The sequence below is a fragment of the Bradyrhizobium sp. JHI2711 genome, from assembly GCF_056156565.1.
In genome coordinates this window covers 698,831-718,517 of sequence record NZ_JBPZPT010000001.1, presented here as the reverse complement: position 1 = coordinate 718,517, position 19,687 = coordinate 698,831, and the positions used below count along the sequence as shown (strand labels likewise).

Below are 19,687 nucleotides of genomic sequence, written 5' to 3'. Positions count from 1 at the left end.
TCGGAGCTATGTCGAGATCAATCCGTTCGTCGGCGTCAACTTCACGACTGCTTGCTCAGGTCCAGCACCGGGGCATACTCGCGGGCGGTGGACCGCGCAATCTGCGCCGAGACGCAACTGGCTGCGCGCCTGTTGCCGATCTCGCTAGGTGACCGATCGCCTGGCTTGATCTGGATCAAGCCTCCTCGGCGGGCCGCCCCGCTAGCTTTTCAGCAGCGGTCCGTCGACCTGGAGGCAACGACCCTTGAAAACGCTTCGCCAGCTCCTGTCCGCGGAGGACATTGTCCAGGTCGTGATCCGGCTGGGCTTGCTCGGGCTGCTGATCTTCTGGACTTTCCTGGTGATCCGGCCTTTCGTGCCGATCCTGAGCTGGAGCGCCGTGTTGGCGGTGGCATTTCATCCCGTCTTCGCCTGGCTCGCCCAACGCCTCGGTGGCCGTCCCCGGACAGCCTCAGCCGTTCTCACCCTGATCACGCTGGGCATCGTCATCGGTCCCGCCGCGTGGCTCGGCCTCAGTGCAGTCGAAGGGATCCGGGACCTTGCGGCCCAGATCGGCAGTGGCGATCTCGCGCTCCAGGCCGCACCGGAGCAGATCAGGAGCTGGCCGTTGATCGGTCCTCAGCTCTACGCGATCTGGAACGAGGCCTACACGAACATCCGTGCGGCGCTGCGCGAGGTGGCGCCGTACTTGAAACCGCTCGCCGGAGTGATGCTGTCGTTTGCCGGTGACACCGGAATTGGCATGCTCCAATTCCTGCTGTCGGTGATCGTCGCGGGCTTTCTGCTCCCGCACGGCGCGCAGCTCGTCGCCGCGCTGCGCGGCTTCCTGTTGCGCGTCGTGCCCGGCCGGAGCGAGCACTTTCTCGAGCTCGCCGGCGCAACCATACGCGCCGTCGCGCAGGGCATTATCGGCGTCGCTATCCTTCAAGCCTTGCTGGCGGGCATCGGCTTCAAGCTCGCAGAGATCCCAAGCGCGGGACTGCTCGCGGTCGTCGTGCTCTTGCTGTCGATTGTCCAAATCGGCGCCGGCCCCGTTCTTTTCCCCGTGCTGGTCTGGATATGGGTGGACAAGGACGTGACCGTCGCCCTGCTCTTGACTGTCTATCTGGTCGTCGTCGGTCTGCTCGACAACGTGCTGAAGCCGCTCCTCATGGGGCGGGGCCTGACGACGCCGACGCTGGTCATCCTGATCGGGGTCATTGGTGGTACGCTCGCGCATGGAATCATCGGACTGTTCATTGGGCCGATCATCCTGTCGGTGGCCTGGGAGCTCGCGACCGCATGGACAGGAATCGACGGCGCTGCGTCAGCGCGGGTCGATCAGGAAACCGTTGTCGCAAAGGAAACGATCGAGGCACGGTTGGCCTAGGCAGAAATGAGGTTTGGTTCACCCCGATGATGCTCCAATTCCTTGTCGGCACGCTCGTCAGCGTGATCAATATCGGAATCCACGCGCTCGTGACGGTGGTCGCCGTCACGGTGGCCCGCAGTGCCGTCCCGCGCCATACCAAGCGGCCGCGATTGCACCTCATGAGCGTCATGATCACGATCGCCGTCGTGTTGAAGATCGCCCACATGATCGAAATTCTGATGTGGGCGGCGACCTATCATATCGTGCACGCGGCGACCGCCGACGCGGACATGCTCTACTTCGCGTTCGTCAACTACACCACGCTCGGCTACGGCGACATCACGCCGGTGCCCGAATGGCGGCTGATTGGCCCGCTGACCGCCATGAACGGCGTTCTTCTGTTCGGCTGGTCCGCCGCCATCCTGTTCGAGGTTTTGCTCAGGACGCTCGACCATCTCGGGCTCACGGAAAAACCCGGCGCGGACCTGCCGGGCACCTGAGCCGCGGCGATCGCGACCATCGCGGATCGCGAACCGGCATTTCGCCGGTTCACGGCTGCAGATCGAGGCCTGCGAGCTGGTGCCGGTCGAGGAGCACGATCTGGCGCTGGGTGTTGCCGATGAAGCCGAGCACGCCGAGTTCATGCAGCCGCGACAAAGCCCGCGAGACGGTCTCCAGCGTCAGGCCGAGATAGTCGGCAATGTCGCGTCGGGACATCGGAAGCGCCATGACGCCGGCAGCCGTCAGGCGCTTGTCCATTTCGAGCAGGAATGCGGCGACGCGCTCCAGGGAGGTCTTGCGGCCGAGCAGCAGCATGTGGTCTTCAGCATGCTGGAGGTTGTTCGTGGTCATGCTGAGCAGGTTTCTGGCTACCATGGCATCGCTCTCGGCCACGATTTCCAGGCTTTGGCGTTTGATCAGCCGTACCGTGGTGTCGACGATGGCTTCCGTCGTGAAGCGGTGCTCGCTGCCGTTCTCGAGCCCGAAAATGTCGCCGACGAGGTGAAACGCGCCGATCTGCCTGCGCCCGTCCGACAGCAGCTTGTAGCTTCGCACCGCGCCGGACTTGACCTGATAGACATACTCGGCCGGCTCCTTCTCGCCGTAGATCTCGGAGCCTTTTCGGTAGGAAAATTCGCTTAAATTGACCAGGGCATTTGAATGAGATGCCATGCCGAGGTCGCGGAGGGTATTGGGACGCAGCGTGGAATCCGTCGTGATGCGAACGAACATAGGCCAACTCCTCAGCTTTCCGCCGAATTGGTCTGTCAGACGAAATACTTTGCCGGAAATGCGCCGCGCTATCCCACTCCCGCCGAAGTTGATTTTCGGCCAAGGAAGTATTCTTATCCATTGTCCCAAGGTTCAGTGTACCAAAGGACAGCACTGGTGATTGCTGCGCTGGATGAGAATCCTCCACCGCAGGGAAGATGCGACATATTGCGAAGCAGATATTCCGACTTTCAAACGAGAAAATCGCTTTGAAGAACGACAAGGACGCCGAGCGTCCTGATCAAGTTGGGCGAGAGGTAGGAAGTTGCCAGGCCTTGTTCACGTTGTTGACGACGACGAGTCGTTTCGGACCGCGATCGAGCGCCGGCTAAAGCTCGCGGGATACGAGGTCGCGACCTACGCCTCGGCGCTGGAGCTCCTGGACTCGGCGCCGGATGACGGGCAGGCGGGATGTATCCTGCTCGACGTGCGGATTCCGGGCCTGAGTGGTCCCGACCTGCAGGCGCGGTTGGCTGCGGCGGGGTCGATGCTGCCCATCGTCTTCCTGACCGGTCATGCCGACACGCCGACGACCGTGCGCGCGATCAAGGCAGGTGCGGAAGACTTCCTGACCAAACCGATATCCTCCGAACAATTGCTCGAAGCGATCGAGCGCGCGCTGGCTAGTCAGCGGACGGCGCGCGCCCAGGCCAGCAGGCTGGATGCGTTTCGTGGTCATCTGGCCACGCTGACGCAGCGCGAGCGACAGGTGTTCGATCTGATCGTGCGCGGCAGGATCAACAAGCAGGTCGCGCATGAGCTGGGGACCACCGAACGCACCGTGAAGGCGCATCGCCATCAAGTGATGGAGAAGATGCAGGTTCGCTCGCTGGCGGAACTCGTTTCGATCGCAGAGCGTCTCGGAATGCTCGATCCGGACGAACGCTGACGGCTCCGGGAAGACGCGAGGTTCCCTGAACGTGCCTGTCCCAAAGGACAATGCCGGGGCGTGTTGACAGTGCGCGACGCGCTATGTGCAATAATGTACATACGCACACGCGAAAGCGCGGAGCTATCGTATCCGATATCCCACTGTCGTCTTCCGGAAAGGCAATCGCTTTGCCCCTGCGCGAGTCCGTCTTCGTTGTCGATGACGATCCGTCCATGCGTACCAGCATGGACAGGCTGCTGCGAGGATACGGCTTCGCCACGACCCTGTTCGACACGGGAGGGGCCTTGCTCGATCATGACAGGTTCCACACCGCGATCTGCATCATCCTCGACATCAATCTGGGTGCAAGGTCTGGCATCGAGGTGCGGCAAAGCCTGACCGAGAAGGGCATTGCGGCACCGGTGATCTATGTCACCGGCAATGACAGCCCGGCAAACCGCTCGGCCGCGATTGCCTCGGGCTGCATCGCCTATCTCATCAAGCCGTTTGCGGCGCAGTCTTTGATCGAATCGGTCCAGCGCGCCCGCGTCTTGTAGCTCCACGACGGCCGTCATTCTTCGACATATTGCTCGAGTATCCTGGTCGGCGCCCCCTTATGGGCGGAACCGAATTGCGCGAGCGGAATCGAAGTCGTCACGGCAAGAAGATTGGAGTCGACGAGTTCGAGCAGAAGCGTTTGACCGTTTTCCATCTCCGAGATGATTTTTGGCGTCACGACGTCCGCCGCGACGCATAAATTGGTGAGACACCAGGTATAAGGAATGCGGAACGCGGCGCCATGGTCGACGGCCAGTTTCGGTGCTTGCTGCAGGTACATTCCGACCGGCACGAAAAGTTGCAGGCGGGCGGTGGGCGCGTCCTCCCGCTCGATCAGATCAATGCGCACGGCTGTTTGCCCGGTCGCGAACCGGCCAGTGATCGAGGTTCGGCAGAGGGACGGCGCGCCGCCGGCCTTGAAGCACAATTTCTGCCAGCTGCCATAGGTGATGTCGTTCGCTTCGCGCTGGCCGCGCGTTGCGAATTCGGGGGGCTTCCCGGATTGCGCCGCCTTCGGCGACGCGACACTCGAGGTCGTGGCGCTCCCGACCAATGCAACCATCAAGAGGCCAGAGAGACAATCAAGAGCACGAGCCATCGCTGCAACTCCGAAATTCCTGAAGCGCGATGCGATCAGGATGAATCGTGATCGCGCTTTAGATTATTGTTCGAGCATGATCTCTTCGGAAAACCGCTACACACTTTTCCGGATCATGCTCCAGTTCAGTTCTGCGCATCGAGAAACCTGGCAACCAGCGGCGACCAGAGCGGGATTGCGTCCGGCGAACCGATGAAGAAATGTCCCTCGTTGCCGAACGGGGGCATCAGGTGATATTCGGCCCGGCCGCCGGCGCCGATGAAGGCAGCGTGCATGCGCTTCGATAGGTCGGGACCGAAATACGTGTCATTCCCCGTGTAGATCCACAGCATCGGCACGCGCGATGTACGGCCGAAATCGGCGGTGGCCTCGACCAGTCGGTCGGGCGCGCAATTGTTGTTCGGCTTGCCGTCGACGCGTCCGCCGCGGCCTCCGGCAAAGACGATGATGGCCTTCACCTGTGGCGGGTTCACGCTCGAAAGGGCGATCGAGGCCCAGCCGCCGGCAGACTGGCCGACCACGATCACGTCCTTCGGGATGATCCGCTTCTCGGCGGCCAGATAGTCAATGATCCAGAGATCGACCTGGGCGACCGCGAGGCCGGCATCACGGAAATTGGGATTGGCGCACTTCCCGATTTTCGAGAAGAACGGGCCGAACATTCCGCGTTCGGGGATGTCGATTGCCTGCGCGCCATAACCGCTGCCCACCGGGGCCACCACGAGATAGCCGCGCCTCGCAAACCATTTGGCGGCGTCGCGAAATTCGACCAGAGGGAAAAGGCTGCGCTGGGTCGCGTCGAGCGAGACACCGTGATTCATGATGACGAGCGGGAACGGACCGTCGCCGACCGGGCGCACCAGATAGGCGAACATCGGCAGCGGCAGGGGCAGCGCCCAGATTTCCTCCTGGATGCGGACCTCGTCCGCGGCGTGCGTGGGCGATGCGGCCACGAAAACGCTGAGCAAGGTGATCGCGAAAAAATGGAGCAATGCAGGTCCGCGTCGCATCCGGGCCTCCCTCAACCTGAATAGGTTGCGGCCACGACGATCGGGCCGAGCACCGTGAGGACGACATTGCCGACCGCGTAGGGGACGGCGACGCCGAGCACCGGCGTCTGGCTCTCGGCAACGTCGCAGGCGCCGGTGACGGCGGCATCGACCGTCATGGCGCCGGCGAGCGCACCGCAGGTCACGACCGGATTCATGCGCAGCAGATAATAGGCAACCAGCGTTCCCACCGTCATCGGGACCAGCGTGACGACGATGCCCATGCCGACCAGCAACAGACCGTGCGCCTGGATCGCCGACCAGGCGGCAAGGCCGTTGCCGAGTCCGATCGCCGCGATGAAGCCGCCGAGGCCGATGTCGCTCAGGGTCTGCTGCGCCGCGGGCGGCATTGCGCCGATGCCCGGCCTGCGCGAACGCAACCAACCGCAGACGAGCCCGGCGATCAGCGCGCCGCCGCCGCCACCGAGTGTCAATGCGACAGTGCCGATTTTGAAGCTGGCAAGGCCGGCCAGAAGACCCACTGCGATGCCCGCAGCGAGAAAGGCGATGTCGGTGCGGTCGCTCGTATTCAGAGCGTGTCCCACTGGCGCCGTTGCCCGCGCGATATTGCCGGTGCTGCCGACCAGCGTCATGACGTCGCCGAGATAGACGCGCGTATCGGGACCGAGCGGCACTTCCCGCCCCATGCGCGTCAGCGCACGCAGGAATACACCGCGTGCATTGTCGCCGAGCCGGTCAACGATTTCGCGCAGTGAGCGGCCGTGCAGCTGGCGGTTCTCAACGAGCACTTCGATCACATTGCCGGGCAGGTTGCGCAGCAGTTCCCCCGCGTCGATCTCGGCCCCGAGGATCGGCTTGGCCGCGACGATCGCGGCGGTCGGACCGGCGATGACGATGTCGTCGCCGGCCTCGAGCACGGTATCCTGCTGCGGCTTGATGTCGGCCCCGCTGCGCACGATCCGCTCTACGACCGTGCGGCCGCCGATCTCCGCCTCGATAGCACCGATGGTACGACCTGCGCCGGCCGAGACGCGATAGGCGCGGGCCTGGAATTTGCGATAGGACAGGTTTTCCGTCTTTGGCGGCGTACCGCCGGCGAGCTCCGCCTCGAGCTTCTTCGCCTCCGCCTTCAGATCGATCCGCATCAGCCGCGGCGCGACGAATGGCACGAACAGGAGCGTCAGGATGTAGCCGAGCACGTAGGTCACCGCATAGCCCGCCGCGATGTTGGCTTCCTGCTGCTTCAGCACGTCGCTCGGCAGGCCGAGCTGCGCCAGCGCGCCGGATGCGGTGCCGATCACCGAGGATTGCGTCAGCGCCCCTGCCGTCAGTCCTGCCGCTGTTCCCGTATCCAACGTGAAGACACGCGCGAAGATGAGCACGAGCGCGAGCCCCGTGGCGCCGATCACCAACGCCAGCACGACCTGTGCCAAGGTCCGCACGCTCAGCGAGGCGAAGAATTCCGGTCCAGAACGGTAACCGATCGTAAAGACGAACAGGCTGAACAGGATCGCCCGGAGGATCGGCGGGAACGTGAAGCTCCCGAGCTGTCCGATCAGCACGGCGACGATCAGGATGCAGGCGGTGGTTCCGATCGAGAAGCCGCGGATCCTGATGCGGCCGAGGATGGTACCGATCGCGATCGCGAGCAGCAGGAATATTTCCGGTGCGGTGGCGATGATCCACCTGACGGTTTCCATGGCATTCCCCCGGCGCTTTGGCGCGATTTGATTGGCGGCGGCGAGATGTTGCTTGATCCAGATCAAGCCTTCGCGGCGACGTGGCGGCGGCTATGACGCGATGGAATGTTCGCGACAGCCCATATTGCCGTCATGAGTACCCTGAACGTCACAACCGGTGCGATCCGCCGCGACGAGACAGTCGAGATCGTCCTGCTGCTCGCCTTTGTCGGCGGCTATATCGACGCCTATACCTGGATCATCCACGGCGTGTTGGCGAATGCCCAGACCGCCAACCTGATCTTCCTGTGGATTCACGCGATGGCGGGCAACTGGGCGAAGGCGCTGCACTTCGTGCCGCCAATCCTGGCGTTCGCGGTCGGCATCGTGCTCGCAGCCTGGCTGCGCCGCGCAACGGGCGAGCGGGCCAGCGCGGTCAGTACGTTGATCGAGATCCTGCTGTTGATAGCGATCGGCATCTTGCACAATAGGTTGCCCGATTTGGCTGGAACGCTCGGTATTTCCGCCGTGGCAGCGATGCAGGCCGCAATGTTCGTCAAGGTCGAAGGCACAGTGTGCAGCACGGTGATGATCACCAGCAACATGCGTCAGGCCATCGAGAACGTCTTCGCAGTCGCAGCAGGCGGCGCACCACTCGGAACGCTGCGCCGCTCGGGCATTTTCATCGCGTTGTGCGTCGTGTTCGGCTTCGGTGCCGCCGCCGGAGCCTTTGCAACCAAGAGCGTCCCCGATCTCGCGCTGGGCCTGCCGGTCGTCGCGCTGTTGATCGTGCTGCTGCGCTGCGAAGCGCTACGTTCGCAGGAGGGGAGATGAGCGCGCCAATGATCAGGTGAGCGTCGCACAACGAACGGCCTGATCTTTTCGTGTTGCGCTGCGAACGGCACGGCGTCGGCCCGCAGAATGCACGCGACCGTTGACTTGGATCAATGGAGCGAGCCGCGCCGCACCCACGATCCGCATCACCTTTAGAGGATCGGGAGAGAGAGATGTCCAAAGACGCCAAGCCCGCACAGAAGCGTATCGACCAGTTCTTTTCCGGCCCGGGCGCGCGGGCAGACGACTGGCGCGACCTTGTGGAAGCAGCAAAGACCTGGGCGCGCGTCGGCAATCGCACAGCCTATGACGCGGCGTTGTCCGATCTTTCGATCATCGAAGAATTTCACGGCTATCCCGGTCCGCACCTCATGGCGGCGCTGCGGGAAGCAACAGTCGCCGGCGACGGTGCATCATCGTTCGCCCTTGCGACGAGAATTGCCCAGGCACTGGCGACGCGATCCTTCCGCCAACATGCCGGTGACTGGAGCCCCAAGGACGACGGCAACGGCGATGCGCCCGAGCTCGCGCCGCCGGCCTTTGGCGCGCACAGCGCGCGCAGGCCGTATTTCGAAACCCTGATCGTCACCGGCGTATCTTCCAGCCAATGGCCGGCGCTGGCCGCGGAATGGCGCAAGCTGCGGCGCCCGGTCGACGCGTTCATCTATGAACCTGTGATCGTCGGCAGCCTGGAGGACGCTTTCTGTGCGACGATGCTCAATCCGAACATCGGAGCCGTCATCATCAACGAGGGCTTTGGCCTGCGTTCGCGGCACGATGCACCGGTGTTGCGCTCGATCATGGCCTCGGCCGGTCTCAACGACGAAACCGACGCTTCGGCGCTGCGGCTCGCCCAGATCATCAAGCGCGTCAGGCCCGAGCTCGACCTTTACATGATCTCGAACCGTGACGTGGAGGAGCTCGCCGGCAATCCCGAGGCGGACGTGGTCCGCCGCATCTTCTATTCCGTTGAAGAGCTGCTGGAACTCCACCTATCGATCCTCGAAGGCATCCAGGATCGCTACGACACGCCGTTCTTCGACAATCTCAAGAAATACGCCCAGCGTCCGATCGGCACCTTCCACGCGCTGCCGATCGCCCGCGGCAAGTCGATCTTCAAGTCCGACTGGATCCGGGACATGGGCGAGTTCTACGGCCCGAACCTGTTCCTGGCCGAGAGCAGCGCCACCACCGGCGGTCTCGACAGCATGCTGGAGCCGACCGGCAACATCAAGAAGGCGCAGGAGAAGGCGGCGAGGGCGCTCGGCGCCGACCGCGTCTTCTTTGTTACCAACGGCACATCGACGTCCAACAAGATGGCGGTGCAGGCGCTGCTCGCGCCCGGCGACATCGCGATTGTCGACCGCAATTGCCACAAGTCGCATCACTACGGCATGGTGCTGGCCGGTGCGCAGCCGCTCTACGTCGAAGCCTTCCCGATGACGGAATATTCGATGTACGGCGCGGTGCCGCTGAAGACCATCAAGCAGGCGCTGCTGGGCGCCAAGGCTGATGGCCGGCTCGACCGCGTCAAGATGGTCGACCTCACCAACTGCACGTTCGACGGCCATATCTACAACACACGGCGGGTGATGGAGGAATGCCTCGCCATCAAGCCCGATCTGATCTTCCTGTGGGATGAAGCCTGGTTCGGCTTCGCGCGTTTCTCGCCATTCCTGCGCCGCCGCACCGGACTTGGCGCGGCCAACGAGATCGAGGCATGGATGCGCGATCCCAAGTCGGTCGCGGCCTATGAGAAGCAGCAGGCCGAGCTCGGCAAGAACCCGTCCGACGAGGTGCTGCTCAAGACCCGGCTGATCCCGGACCCCCGACAGATCCGGCTGCGCGTCTACCAGACCAACTCGACCCACAAGTCGATGTCGGCGATCCGCCAGGGCTCGATGCTCTCGGTCAAGGACGTCGAATTCCACACCGTGGAGCAGCAGTTCAAGGAAGCGGTGTTCACCCACGCCTCGACAAGTCCGAACCAGCAGCTGATCGCGAGCCTTGACATCTCACGGCGGCAGATGGAGCTGGAGGGCTATGGCCTCGTCGCCAATGCGATCGAGATCGCGTTCGCGATCCGCCAGGCGGTCAACAACAACCCGCTGATCTCGAAATATTTCCGCATCCTCGGTGCCGACGCCATGGTGCCGGCGCAGTACCGCCAGAGCGGCTTCACCGACTTCCTCGCCCCCGGCGTCAACTGGGCGAACACGCTGAAGAGCCTGGACGAGGACGAGTTCTGCCTCGACCCGACCCGCATAACGCTGGTATGCGGCACGGCCGGCTATGACGGCACGCAGTTCAAGGGCATTCTCGCCAACGAGTACAACATCCAGGTCAACAAGACCTCCCGCAACTCGGTGCTGGTCCAATCCAACATCAACAACACTCGCAGCGACGTCGCGCATCTCGTTCGCGTGCTCGCCGAGATCGCGGGCGAGCTCGACCGCGGCCTGGCCCAGGGCGGTGCCAATGCGCGAAAGACCTTCGAGGCACGGGTGACGAGCCTCATGAAGGACGTGCCCGATCTGCCGAACTTCTCGCATTTCCACCCGAGCTTCCGCGGCGATGCTGGCACCAAGACCAACGAGGGCGACATCCGCAGCGGCTTCTACGCGGCCTATGACGTCGCCGGCTGCGAGCACATCCGCCTCAACGATCCCGAGATCGACCGGCGGCTGAAGGCCGGGCCCGAGCTCGTCTCGGCCAACTTCGTGATCCCGTATCCGCCGGGCTTCCCGATCATGGTGCCCGGCCAGGTCATCACCCAGGAGACGATCGACTTCATGCGCAAGCTCGATGTGAAGGAGATCCACGGCTACGACGCCAAGGAAGGGCTGAAACTCGTACGGACGGAAGCCTTGGCCAAGCTCGGCAGGCCAAAGCCCAGCGCCCAGCCGAAGCTCAAGGCCGCGTCATAGGTCGGGAGGGGACGAACATGCAGGCATTTTTCCAGTTCTTGCAACAGTACCCGTATCTGCTGCTGTTCTTCGTGGTCGGTCTCGCCGTCTATATCGGCCGAGCCAGCATCAAGGGTTATGGCCTCGGCATGGTCGCCGGTGCCATCGTGGTCGGCGCGGGCATCTCGGTCTGGGCATCCAGCTATGGCGTGAAGCTGGAGTTGAACAACTTCGCCAAGAGCCTGTTCTACTATCTCTTCATGTACGGCGTCGGCCTGCGCGTAGGTCCGTCCTTCGTCAACAGCCTGCGGGGCGACGGGATCAAATTCTTGTTCCTCGCGGTGGTGTCGAGTGTGATCGGCCTGACCCTCGTCGTGCTTGGGGCGAAGCTCTTCGCATTGCCGCCCGGTGCGGCTGGCGGAATGCTGGCGGGATCGCAGACCATGTCGGCGGCGATCGGCTCGGCCGAGCAGGCCGTCACGTCGGGAGTCGTGAAACTGCCTGCCGGGATGAAGCCCGAGGATGCCTCCGGCATGATCGCTTTGTCCTACGGTATTACCTACATTTGGGGCACCGTCGGCATCATCCTGATCTGCAAATACCTGCCGCGCTGGTGGGGCGTCGATGCCAAGGCCGCCGCCAAGAAGTATGAGCAGGAGTTCGGCGTCAAAGATCTCGAAGGCGGCGCCCTGACCGGCTACCGTCAGTTCGGTCTGCGGGCCTACCGGCTGGAGAATCCTGCGACGATCGGGATGAGCATCGCCAAATTCCGCACGGTCAATCCCGAGTACCGTATCGTCAATGTCGGGCGCAATGGTGAGCCGCAGGGGGCTGATCCCGAGCTCGTGCTGCAGAAGGGCGATATCGTCGCGCTGGGCGGATCGACCGAGCATCTGACTGAGAAGATGGGCCTGATTGGTCCGGAGGTCGCCGATGCCAAGACGCTCGGTATACCCATGGACCAGGCGGAAATCGTCGTCTTCAACAAGGACGTCGTCGGGCGGACCTTCGAGTCCTTCCGCGACACGGCCATCGCCGGCCAGCTGCAGGTGACCAAGGTCGAGCGGGGCGGGGTGCAGATCCCGGCCGGTCTCAAGACCAAGCTGGAGCGCATGGACATCGTCTCGGTGGTCGGCCTGAAGTCGGCGGTCAACGAGCTCGGCGAGATGTGGGGCCGCATCGCGCGCGCCAACACCTCGACCGACTTGCTGACCCTGTCGGTCGGCATGATCATCGGCTTCCTCATCGGCATGATCGAATTCCCCGCCTTCGGTGCCAAGGTCGGTCTCGGCAATGCCGGCGGGCTGTTGCTGTCCGGCGTGATCGTGTCCTCGGTCGTGTCGCGGCTGCGCTTCTTCGGCAATACGCCGAACGCGGCGCGAAACGTGCTCGAGGATCTCGGCCTCGTTGTGTTCGTCGCGATCGTCGGGGTCAATGCCGGCGCCGGCCTGTTGGCTCAGCTCACCGGCGCGCTCGCGCTCAAGATCTTCATCGTCGGCTTCATCGCGTGCACGATCCCGCCGTTCATCGTCTGGGCGATCGGCTTCCACGTCTTCAAGATCAATCCGGCGGTGCTGATGGGCGGCGTTGCCGGCGCGCGGTCGCATTCCGGCCCGTGCCGCGAGGCCGCGGTCGAGATCCAGAGCTCCGTGCCCTGGATCGGATTCCCGGTCGGCTATGCCGTCTCGGGCATCCTTCTCACCATCTTCGGCTACTTCGCGATGATCCTGGCTCAATAAGGGGAAGAAAACGTCATGAGAAAACTGTCCTTCGGCGCCGTCCTGGTCGCTTCGCTCGCCGCTGTTGCCGGCTTTAGCACGTCCGCGCGTGCCGACACCGGCCAGGTCGCGGTCGTCTTCACCAAGGGTGGCTTCATCGTCGGCGCCGGTGGCGGTGAGGGCGTTCTGGTCTACCGGGGCAAGAAATACCCATTCACGGTGTCTGGCATGAGCGTGGGCCTCACCATCGGAGCGTCGACCACGAAGTTCGTCGGCCGCGCGCTCAATCTAAAGGGGCCGGCGTCGATCGAAGGCTCTTATGCCGTGGGAGGAGCGGGTGGGGCAATCGCCGCAGGTGCCGGCGCCGTTCAGTTGCAAAACAGCAATGGCGTGATCCTCCAGCTCAGCGGCCCGCGGGTCGGCGCGGAAGTATCGGCTGCAGTCGGTGGCGTCACGATCCGCCTGAAATCGAGTTGAAGGGGTCGTATGGCCATTGAGCGATCGACGGCAGCGTCGGGCCCCTAGGGCATGATCCGGAAAAGTGTGTAGCGGTTTTCCGAATAGAACATGCTCAAACAACAACCTAAAGCGCGATGACGATTCATTCCAATCGCATCGCGCTTTAGCGGCCTGACGCTGCTCAATAGCGCTGCGCGACGAAACTCATTTTCTTGAGGCTGGCCTGGTCGTTGTAGCGTCCCTTGTCGGAGCGCTTCGGCAGTTTGATCTTGTCCTTCTTGATGCGCTTGAAGGGGATGGCGCCGAGAAGGTGCGCGATGCAGTTGAGCCGCGCCCTTCGTTTGTCGTCAGAGCGGACGATGTTCCAGGGCGCATCCTTCGTGCTGGTCTTCTTCAGCATCAGGTCGCGCGCGCGCGAATAATCGTACCAGCGACGGAAGGATTCCAGGTCCATCGGACTGAGCTTCCACTGTCGGACCGGGTCGTCGATGCGGGCCTTGAAACGGCGCTCCTGCTCGTCCATGCCGACCTCGAGCCAGATCTTGATCAGGATGATGCCGCCGTCGATGACGTATTTCTCCATCTGCGGGCACAGGTTGAGGAAACGCTCGTGCTCGGCGGGGGTGCAGAAGCCCATGACGTACTCGACACCGGCGCGGTTGTACCAGCTCCGGTCGAAGATCACGATCTCGCCGCCGGCCGGAAATCGCTCCATGTAGCGCTGGAAGAACAATTGTGTCTTCTCGCGGTCGGACGGCGCGGGCAGGGCGACGACCCGGAACACGCGCGGGCTGACCTTCTCGGTGATCGCCTTGATCGTGCCGCCCTTGCCGGCGGCGTCCCGACCCTCGAACAGGACGATGACCCGGAGCTTGTTTTCCCGCACGTAGTCCTGGAGATGGCACAGCTCGACCTGGAGCTTCTCGAGCTCCTTCTCGTAATCCTTCCGCTTCATCCGCTCCGCAGGGCCGTCCTTCGCCATGCCGATCCCACCTGTTGCTAATCGTCCCAGGAAATGGTCACGCCGATGTCGCCGGGCACGCCGCCCGGAAAATCGATGATCTGATAGGCGATGCGATAGCCGCGCGGTTTCAGGTAATCGGTCCAGAGCTGGAAGATCTCCTTGGGAATTCCGGTCAGGGTGTTCTCCCAGCCCTTCTCCATCTGATTGATGGCGCGGCCCTTGTCCGTGCAGAGCGAATTGGGGAAGCGATAGACCAGCACTTCCGTGAGGCCGTTGCGCACCGCGCGCTGGATCACGGTCGAGGCGAGCTTGATCTTCTCCTCCTCGGTCTTGCCCGAGGGCTTGCTCAAGCGCTCGATCAAGGCGCGCTTCTCCGCCTCGGCCGCGGCGGCAAGGCGCACATATTCCTCCGCCTTTTCGGCTTCCTTGAGGGCGGCTTCCTTACGAATCTGGGCTGCGCTGGGGATGAGATCGTCTAGGCCGGGCATGGCGGGCGGCTCCTGATGGTTGTCCAATCAGCATGCGGCTGACGCTAGGGTTGGCCCTGACGTGTTCCCTTGACTCAAATCAAACAAACGCGAACATACCCGAACACAGTGCCGCCCATGGACGTTTTGACCGGGAGAGACGTTTGAGCGAGCAGCTTCATCCGATGGCACCGCATCATCTGCCGTTTTATCTCGCACCGGGGAGCGGGACCGATACGCTGATGGTGGTGATGGGCGTATTCCTGATCGGGGCCGTGCTCTGGGTCGGCACGCTCTACTGGAAACTGCACAGCCTGCCCGAGCGGATGGCGCACAAAACGCATAAACTGCAGTTCGAGTTAGTCGCCGTGCTCGGCCTGATCTCGCTGTTCACGCACATGCACATCTTCTGGATCGCCGGACTGCTCCTCGCAATGATCGATCTTCCGGATTTCGGCACGCCGCTGCGCAGCATTGCCGGGTCCGTCGAGAAGATCGCCGACGCGACGCCGGCCTCCGATGCGGAGGAAGTCCAGGCTGAGGCGGCCGTCGCACCGCCCCCCGCGGACAAGCCGGGACCCGCCAAGGAGAAGGAGCGCAGTCATGCTTGAGCTGCTGATCTGCTCCCTCGTCACGATCCTTCCGGACTACCTGTACCGCCGCTACGCCCAGGGCAAGCGCTTCGGGAAGGAAATCACCTTCTTCTCGGTCTGGTACGAGCTGCGCTGGGGCATCACCGCCTGCCTGATGCTGACGGTGTCGCTCATCACCATGATCTTCTACTTCCATCCGGCGACATCGTCGGCGACGCTGTACTTCCGCACCGTGCCAATTCTGCCCGAAGGCTCGGGCCGTGTTGCCGAGGTCAAAGTCGGCTTCACCGCGCCCGTCAAACAGGGCGATGTGCTGTTCACGCTCGATAGCTCGAAGCAAAAGGCTGCGGTCGAGACCGCCAAGCGGAAGGTGGCAGAAGTCGATGCCGCCATGCAGACGGCGCAGGCCGACGTGGTCAAGGCCGAGGCGCAGCTCGGCGAAGCGAGGGCCAACTACCAGCAGGCCAAAGACGAGCTCGAGGTCAAGACCGAGCTCCAGCGCCGCAATCCCGGCATCGTTCCACAGCGTGACATCGACAAGCTCCAGGTGCTGGTCGATCAGCGACAGTCCGGCATCGACGCCGCGACGGCGGCGAAGCAGTCAGTGTCCTTGCAGGTCTCGGCTCTGCTGCCGGCCCAGAAGGCCAGCGCCGAAGCCGCGCTCGACCAGGCGCAGGTCGATCTCGACAAGACTTTCGTACGCGCCGGCGTCGACGGGCGGGTCGAGCAGTTCCTGGTTCGCCCCGGCGATGTCGTCAACCAGCTGATGCGTCCGGCCGGTGTTCTCGTTCCGGAGGGCGCGGGCCGCAAGGCGCTCCAGGCCGGTTTCGGCCAGATCGAGGCGCAGGTCATGAAGACCGGCATGGTGGCGGAAGCGACCTGCATATCCAAACCCTGGGTCATCATCCCCATGGTGATCACGACGGTGCAGGACTACATCGCGGCCGGACAGTTTCGCACCGGCGAGCAGCTCATCGATCCGCAGAATGCCGTCCGTCCCGGCACGATCCTGGTTTTCCTGGAGCCGCTCTACAAGGGCGGTCTCGACGGTGTCACGCCGGGCTCGAGCTGCATCGTCAACGCCTACACCAGCAATCACGAGGAGATTTCGGCCAAGGACACCTCGACCAGCCGGAAGATCGCGCTGCACGTCGTCGACGGCGTCGGCCTCGTGCACGCGCTGCTGCTGCGGATCCAGGCGCTGTTGCTGCCGATCCAGACGCTCGTGCTGAGCGGCGGGCATTGAACGAGAGAAGAGTACGGACGAGACGTGGTCTCCGAAAGTCGTCCTCGCCTGCCATTTCGGCCGCAGGCGCCTATTATGCGCCGTCCTGCGCGCAAGTCGTGGGCGCCTATGGCCGCGTCGTCACGCGCTGCTGAGGCCTGCCTCGGGGGCTGTCCGTATGGTGCGATTCCAGCTATTATTGCCTGGAAAGCAGCTGCCGTAAGCTGTGAGGGTGCAGCATGAGCGGGGGCGCGTGCATAGACTGGCTGAAGCCACGGCTCGCGGCTGCGCTCCTCTGTTTCGGCCTGCTCGTGGCCGAGTGCCTCTCGGCCGGGCAAGCCGGTGCGGTCGAGCGGAGCCGGCGCGGCGAGCTCAAACGCGTGCTGTTGCTGCATTCCTTCGGCCGCGAGTTCCGGCCGTGGAGCGAATATGCGCGCGACATCAAGGCTGAGCTCGAGCGGCAATCGCCCTGGCCGCTCGATATCCAGGAGCACGCGCTGCTCACCGCGCGCTTCAACAACCCTGGTCCCGAGGCGCCGTTCGTCGAATATCTACACTCGTTGTACCAAGGTGCGGTGCCGGACATCGTCTTGAGCATCGGCGCGCCTGCCGCCCGGTTTGCGCAGAAATATCGCGCCAGGCTGTTCCCCGATGCGCCGTTGATCCTCTCCGCGGTCGAGCATCGGCTGATTAATCGCACCGACCTCTGCGACAACGATGTCGTAGTGGCCGTCCGCAACGATTTTGTCGCGGCCTTCGACAACATTCTTCAGGTCCTGCCCGATACAAAATCGGTTGCGATCGTGGTCGGAGCTTCGCCGCTCGAGAGGTTTTGGACGGAGGAGCTGAAGCGGGAGCTGAAACCTTTTGCGGAGCGGATCGAACTCGTTTGGTACTCGGATTTGTCGTTCGAGGAGATCCTGAAGCGCTCATCGAAGCTCCCGTCTCACACCGCGCTGTTCTGGGGGCTGATGTCCGTCGATGCGGCCGGGGTGGTCTATGAGAGCGACTGGGCGCTGCGCAGCCTGCATGCCGTCGCGAACGCCCCGATCTTCTCCTACCAGGAGCCGTTCTTCGGCGAGAGCACGGTCGGGGGACCGATGCACTTGATTGGGGAAACGACGTCGCGGACCGTCAGCGCCGCGATCGGCATTCTCGGCGGCGCGAAACCGGCGAGCATCAATTATGAGCCGATCGCCTTCGCCGCGCCGCGTTACGACTGGCGGGAGCTGCAGCGCTGGGACATCAGCGAGAGTCGCCTGCCGCCGGGAAGCACCATCCTGTTTCGCGAGCCGAGTATCTGGCAGCGCTATCGCTGGCAGATGCTGATGATCTCGGCCGTGTTCCTGATCCAGGCGGGACTCATCAGCGGGCTCCTGCACGAGCGTCGCCGTCGACAGGTTGCCGAAGTCGAGTCGCGTCAGCGGCTGACGGAACTTGCCCACGTCAACCGCTACTCGGCGGTTGGCGAGCTGACCACATCGATTGCGCATGAATTGAACCAGCCACTCGGATCGATTTTGACCAATGCGGAAACCGCAGAGCTCATGCTCAAGGCCGCCCAGCCCGACCTTGTCGAGATCCAGCAGATCCTCGCCGACATCAGAAGGGACGACCAACGGGCGAGCGAGGTGATCCGCAGGCTGCGCAGCGTTCTGAAAAAGACCCCGTTCGAGGTCAAGCACATCGAGCTCAACGATACAGTGCGCGAAGCAATCGATCTGGTGAAGGCCCTCGCTCAGGGGCGCCGGATCACGTTGAGCTATGTGCCGGCTCTGGCCGGCCTTCACGTCAAGGGAGATCCGGTCCAGATTCAGCAGGTCATTCTCAACCTGATCATCAACGCGATGGATGCGATTTCCGATGCGGACGCCGGAAAGCGGGAGGTCAGCGTGTCGACGCTCAGCACCGGCAATCAGGCCGAGATCAGGATCGCCGACACCGGGCCCGGAATACCCGCCTCCGATCTCGCAAGCCTGTTTGATCCGTTCTTCACGACCAAACCGCAAGGCATGGGCATGGGCCTTGCAATCGCCAGAACCATCGTCGAGGCCCATCACGGCACGATCGCTGCTGCGAACCAGCCTGCGGGCGGCGCACTCTTCACGATCAGGCTTCCGACCGCTCGCTGAGCGGGCGGTATCTTGATCTTGATCAAACATCACGGCGCTGAAGCCGTTCTCTCTCGATCGCATGACGAGTACGACAGGCGAGCGTGAGGCGTATGAGACGTCGTGACTTCATGACGCTGGTTGGTGCTGCTGCTGCGTTGCCGGTCCTGGCGAAAGCCCAGGACCGAATGCCCGCCGTCGGCGTGCTGACGGGCAATGTCGCTGGTGATCCCGGCGCGCAAATGCGCGTGGATGCCTTTCAGCAGGGTCTCACCGATCGAGGCTGGATCGCCAACCAGAACTACCGCCTGGAGGTGCGCTGGCCGGGCCCCGATCCGGCGCGCCAGAAGTTGGAGGCTCTCGACCAGTACGGGATCAACACGGGCGCTGCGCGATGCAACGCAACGAATTCCGATCGTCTTCGTGGGGCTTTCCGATCCGGTAGGGACGGGCCTTGTCGCCAATCTGGCCCGGCCGGCCGGAAATTTGACCGGCTTTTCGCTTTATGAGCATTCGATGAGCGGGAAGTGGCTCGGCCTTTTGAAGGACATGGTGCCGGGGATGAGCCATGCGGCCCTGCTGTTCAATCCGGAATCGGCACCCTACGGACCGTTCTATGTTCAAGCGGCGCACCAGATGGAAAGCCGTCTCGGCCTCAAGATCGCCGGTGCGAGCGTTCGCAGCGGTCCGGAGATGGCGGGAGCGATCGAGACGGCGGCGCGCACAGGCGGCGGCCTCGTCGTGCTGCCGGATGGCGGCTTCTTCGGATCCCACAGCGCGATGGCCATTGCATTGCTGGCGCAGCGGCGCGTGCCCGCCATCTTCGCAGTCCGTTTCTACGCGTCGAATGGCGGGCTGATGTCGTATGGTGCAGATCTGACCCAGCAATTTCGTGATGGCGCCGGCTATGTCGACCGTCTCCTGCGCGGTGCCGATATCAGCACTCTCCCGGTGCAATTTGCCACCAGGTTCGAGCTCGTCATCAACATGAAGACGGCCAGGGCCCTCGGCCTGACGGTGCCGAACCGGCTTCTGCTGGATGCCGAGCTGATCGAATGATCATTCGATCTT

The 19,687-nt window shown here is 63.2% G+C and carries 19 protein-coding genes; 13 read left to right on the top strand and 6 right to left on the bottom strand.

From position 1 onward, the window contains the following. Positions 1 to 292 precede the first annotated feature (292 nt). Both ACTEK7_RS03405 and ACTEK7_RS03400 read left to right on the top strand, forming a co-directional pair. Entirely contained in the window at positions 293 to 1,369 is a 1,077-nt protein-coding gene (locus ACTEK7_RS03405; RefSeq protein ID WP_225147941.1) for an AI-2E family transporter, read from the top strand. 26 nt (positions 1,370 to 1,395) lie between these two features. Then, a complete protein-coding gene (locus tag ACTEK7_RS03400) occupies positions 1,396 to 1,851 on the top strand; it encodes a potassium channel family protein (protein WP_035999460.1) in 456 nt (151 codons plus the stop codon). A gap of 49 nt (positions 1,852 to 1,900) precedes the next feature. Here ACTEK7_RS03400 and ACTEK7_RS03395 read toward each other — a convergent pair whose 3' ends face one another. After that, complete coding sequence (locus tag ACTEK7_RS03395; RefSeq protein ID WP_225147942.1) at positions 1,901 to 2,584, bottom strand: helix-turn-helix domain-containing protein; 684 nt, start codon at positions 2,582 to 2,584, stop codon at positions 1,901 to 1,903. A gap of 304 nt (positions 2,585 to 2,888) precedes the next feature. On the opposite strand from ACTEK7_RS03395, the gene ACTEK7_RS03390 reads away from it, so the two are divergent. After that, positions 2,889 to 3,512, top strand: coding sequence for a response regulator transcription factor (locus tag ACTEK7_RS03390; protein WP_036039437.1), 624 nt, complete (start codon positions 2,889 to 2,891; stop codon positions 3,510 to 3,512). Between the two features lie 170 nt (positions 3,513 to 3,682). After that, entirely contained in the window at positions 3,683 to 4,051 is a 369-nt protein-coding gene (locus ACTEK7_RS03385) for a response regulator transcription factor (RefSeq protein ID WP_225125442.1), read from the top strand. 14 nt (positions 4,052 to 4,065) lie between these two features. Here ACTEK7_RS03385 and ACTEK7_RS03380 read toward each other — a convergent pair whose 3' ends face one another. From ACTEK7_RS03380 to ACTEK7_RS03370, 3 genes are all read right to left on the bottom strand, one after another. After that, positions 4,066 to 4,650: an invasion associated locus B family protein gene (locus ACTEK7_RS03380; RefSeq protein WP_225147943.1), complete on the bottom strand. Its 585-nt coding sequence runs from the start codon at positions 4,648 to 4,650 to the stop codon at positions 4,066 to 4,068. 125 nt (positions 4,651 to 4,775) lie between these two features. Further along, positions 4,776 to 5,660, bottom strand: coding sequence for an alpha/beta hydrolase family protein (locus tag ACTEK7_RS03375; protein WP_225147944.1), 885 nt, complete (start codon positions 5,658 to 5,660; stop codon positions 4,776 to 4,778). Positions 5,661 to 5,671: 11 nt separating this feature from the next. After that, positions 5,672 to 7,360, bottom strand: a complete 1,689-nt coding sequence (locus ACTEK7_RS03370; RefSeq protein ID WP_036028021.1) for an aspartate:alanine exchanger family transporter — start codon at positions 7,358 to 7,360, stop codon at positions 5,672 to 5,674. Positions 7,361 to 7,492: 132 nt separating this feature from the next. On the opposite strand from ACTEK7_RS03370, the gene ACTEK7_RS03365 reads away from it, so the two are divergent. From ACTEK7_RS03365 to ACTEK7_RS03350, 4 genes are all read left to right on the top strand, one after another. Next, positions 7,493 to 8,173, top strand: coding sequence for a YoaK family protein (locus ACTEK7_RS03365; RefSeq protein WP_035999481.1), 681 nt, complete (start codon positions 7,493 to 7,495; stop codon positions 8,171 to 8,173). Between the two features lie 173 nt (positions 8,174 to 8,346). Then, complete coding sequence (locus ACTEK7_RS03360) at positions 8,347 to 11,100, top strand: decarboxylase (RefSeq protein WP_225147945.1); 2,754 nt, start codon at positions 8,347 to 8,349, stop codon at positions 11,098 to 11,100. A gap of 17 nt (positions 11,101 to 11,117) precedes the next feature. Then, positions 11,118 to 12,818, top strand: coding sequence for an aspartate:alanine exchanger family transporter (locus ACTEK7_RS03355; RefSeq protein ID WP_035999441.1), 1,701 nt, complete (start codon positions 11,118 to 11,120; stop codon positions 12,816 to 12,818). Positions 12,819 to 12,833: 15 nt separating this feature from the next. Next, positions 12,834 to 13,274, top strand: a complete 441-nt coding sequence (locus tag ACTEK7_RS03350; RefSeq protein WP_035999439.1) for a hypothetical protein — start codon at positions 12,834 to 12,836, stop codon at positions 13,272 to 13,274. A gap of 163 nt (positions 13,275 to 13,437) precedes the next feature. Here the strand turns inward: ACTEK7_RS03350 and ppk2 are convergent, their stop codons facing one another. Then, positions 13,438 to 14,238 (bottom strand): polyphosphate kinase 2, encoded by an 801-nt coding sequence (gene ppk2 / locus ACTEK7_RS03345; protein ID WP_109143802.1) that lies wholly within the window; start codon positions 14,236 to 14,238, stop codon positions 13,438 to 13,440. Between the two features lie 17 nt (positions 14,239 to 14,255). Beyond that, positions 14,256 to 14,708 (bottom strand): hypothetical protein, encoded by a 453-nt coding sequence (locus tag ACTEK7_RS03340; RefSeq protein WP_035999435.1) that lies wholly within the window; start codon positions 14,706 to 14,708, stop codon positions 14,256 to 14,258. A 164-nt stretch (positions 14,709 to 14,872) separates the two neighbouring features. Here ACTEK7_RS03340 and ACTEK7_RS03335 point away from each other — a divergent pair, with 164 nt between their 5' ends. From ACTEK7_RS03335 to ACTEK7_RS03315, 5 genes are all read left to right on the top strand, one after another. After that, positions 14,873 to 15,298, top strand: coding sequence for a hypothetical protein (locus ACTEK7_RS03335; protein WP_035999432.1), 426 nt, complete (start codon positions 14,873 to 14,875; stop codon positions 15,296 to 15,298). Next, positions 15,291 to 16,526: an HlyD family secretion protein gene (locus ACTEK7_RS03330; RefSeq protein ID WP_036027994.1), complete on the top strand. Its 1,236-nt coding sequence runs from the start codon at positions 15,291 to 15,293 to the stop codon at positions 16,524 to 16,526. The genes ACTEK7_RS03335 and ACTEK7_RS03330 overlap by 8 nt, the downstream gene beginning before the upstream one ends. A gap of 218 nt (positions 16,527 to 16,744) precedes the next feature. Beyond that, entirely contained in the window at positions 16,745 to 18,637 is a 1,893-nt protein-coding gene (locus tag ACTEK7_RS03325) for a sensor histidine kinase (protein WP_225147946.1), read from the top strand. Between the two features lie 92 nt (positions 18,638 to 18,729). After that, positions 18,730 to 19,125: a hypothetical protein gene (locus tag ACTEK7_RS03320; RefSeq protein WP_474807445.1), complete on the top strand. Its 396-nt coding sequence runs from the start codon at positions 18,730 to 18,732 to the stop codon at positions 19,123 to 19,125. Next, the gene (locus ACTEK7_RS03315; RefSeq protein WP_345944081.1) at positions 19,040 to 19,675 is read left to right on the top strand and encodes an ABC transporter substrate-binding protein; all 636 of its coding nucleotides are present in this window, start codon (positions 19,040 to 19,042) and stop codon (positions 19,673 to 19,675) included. Before ACTEK7_RS03320 ends, ACTEK7_RS03315 begins: the two co-directional genes overlap by 86 nt. Positions 19,676 to 19,687 lie beyond the last annotated feature (12 nt).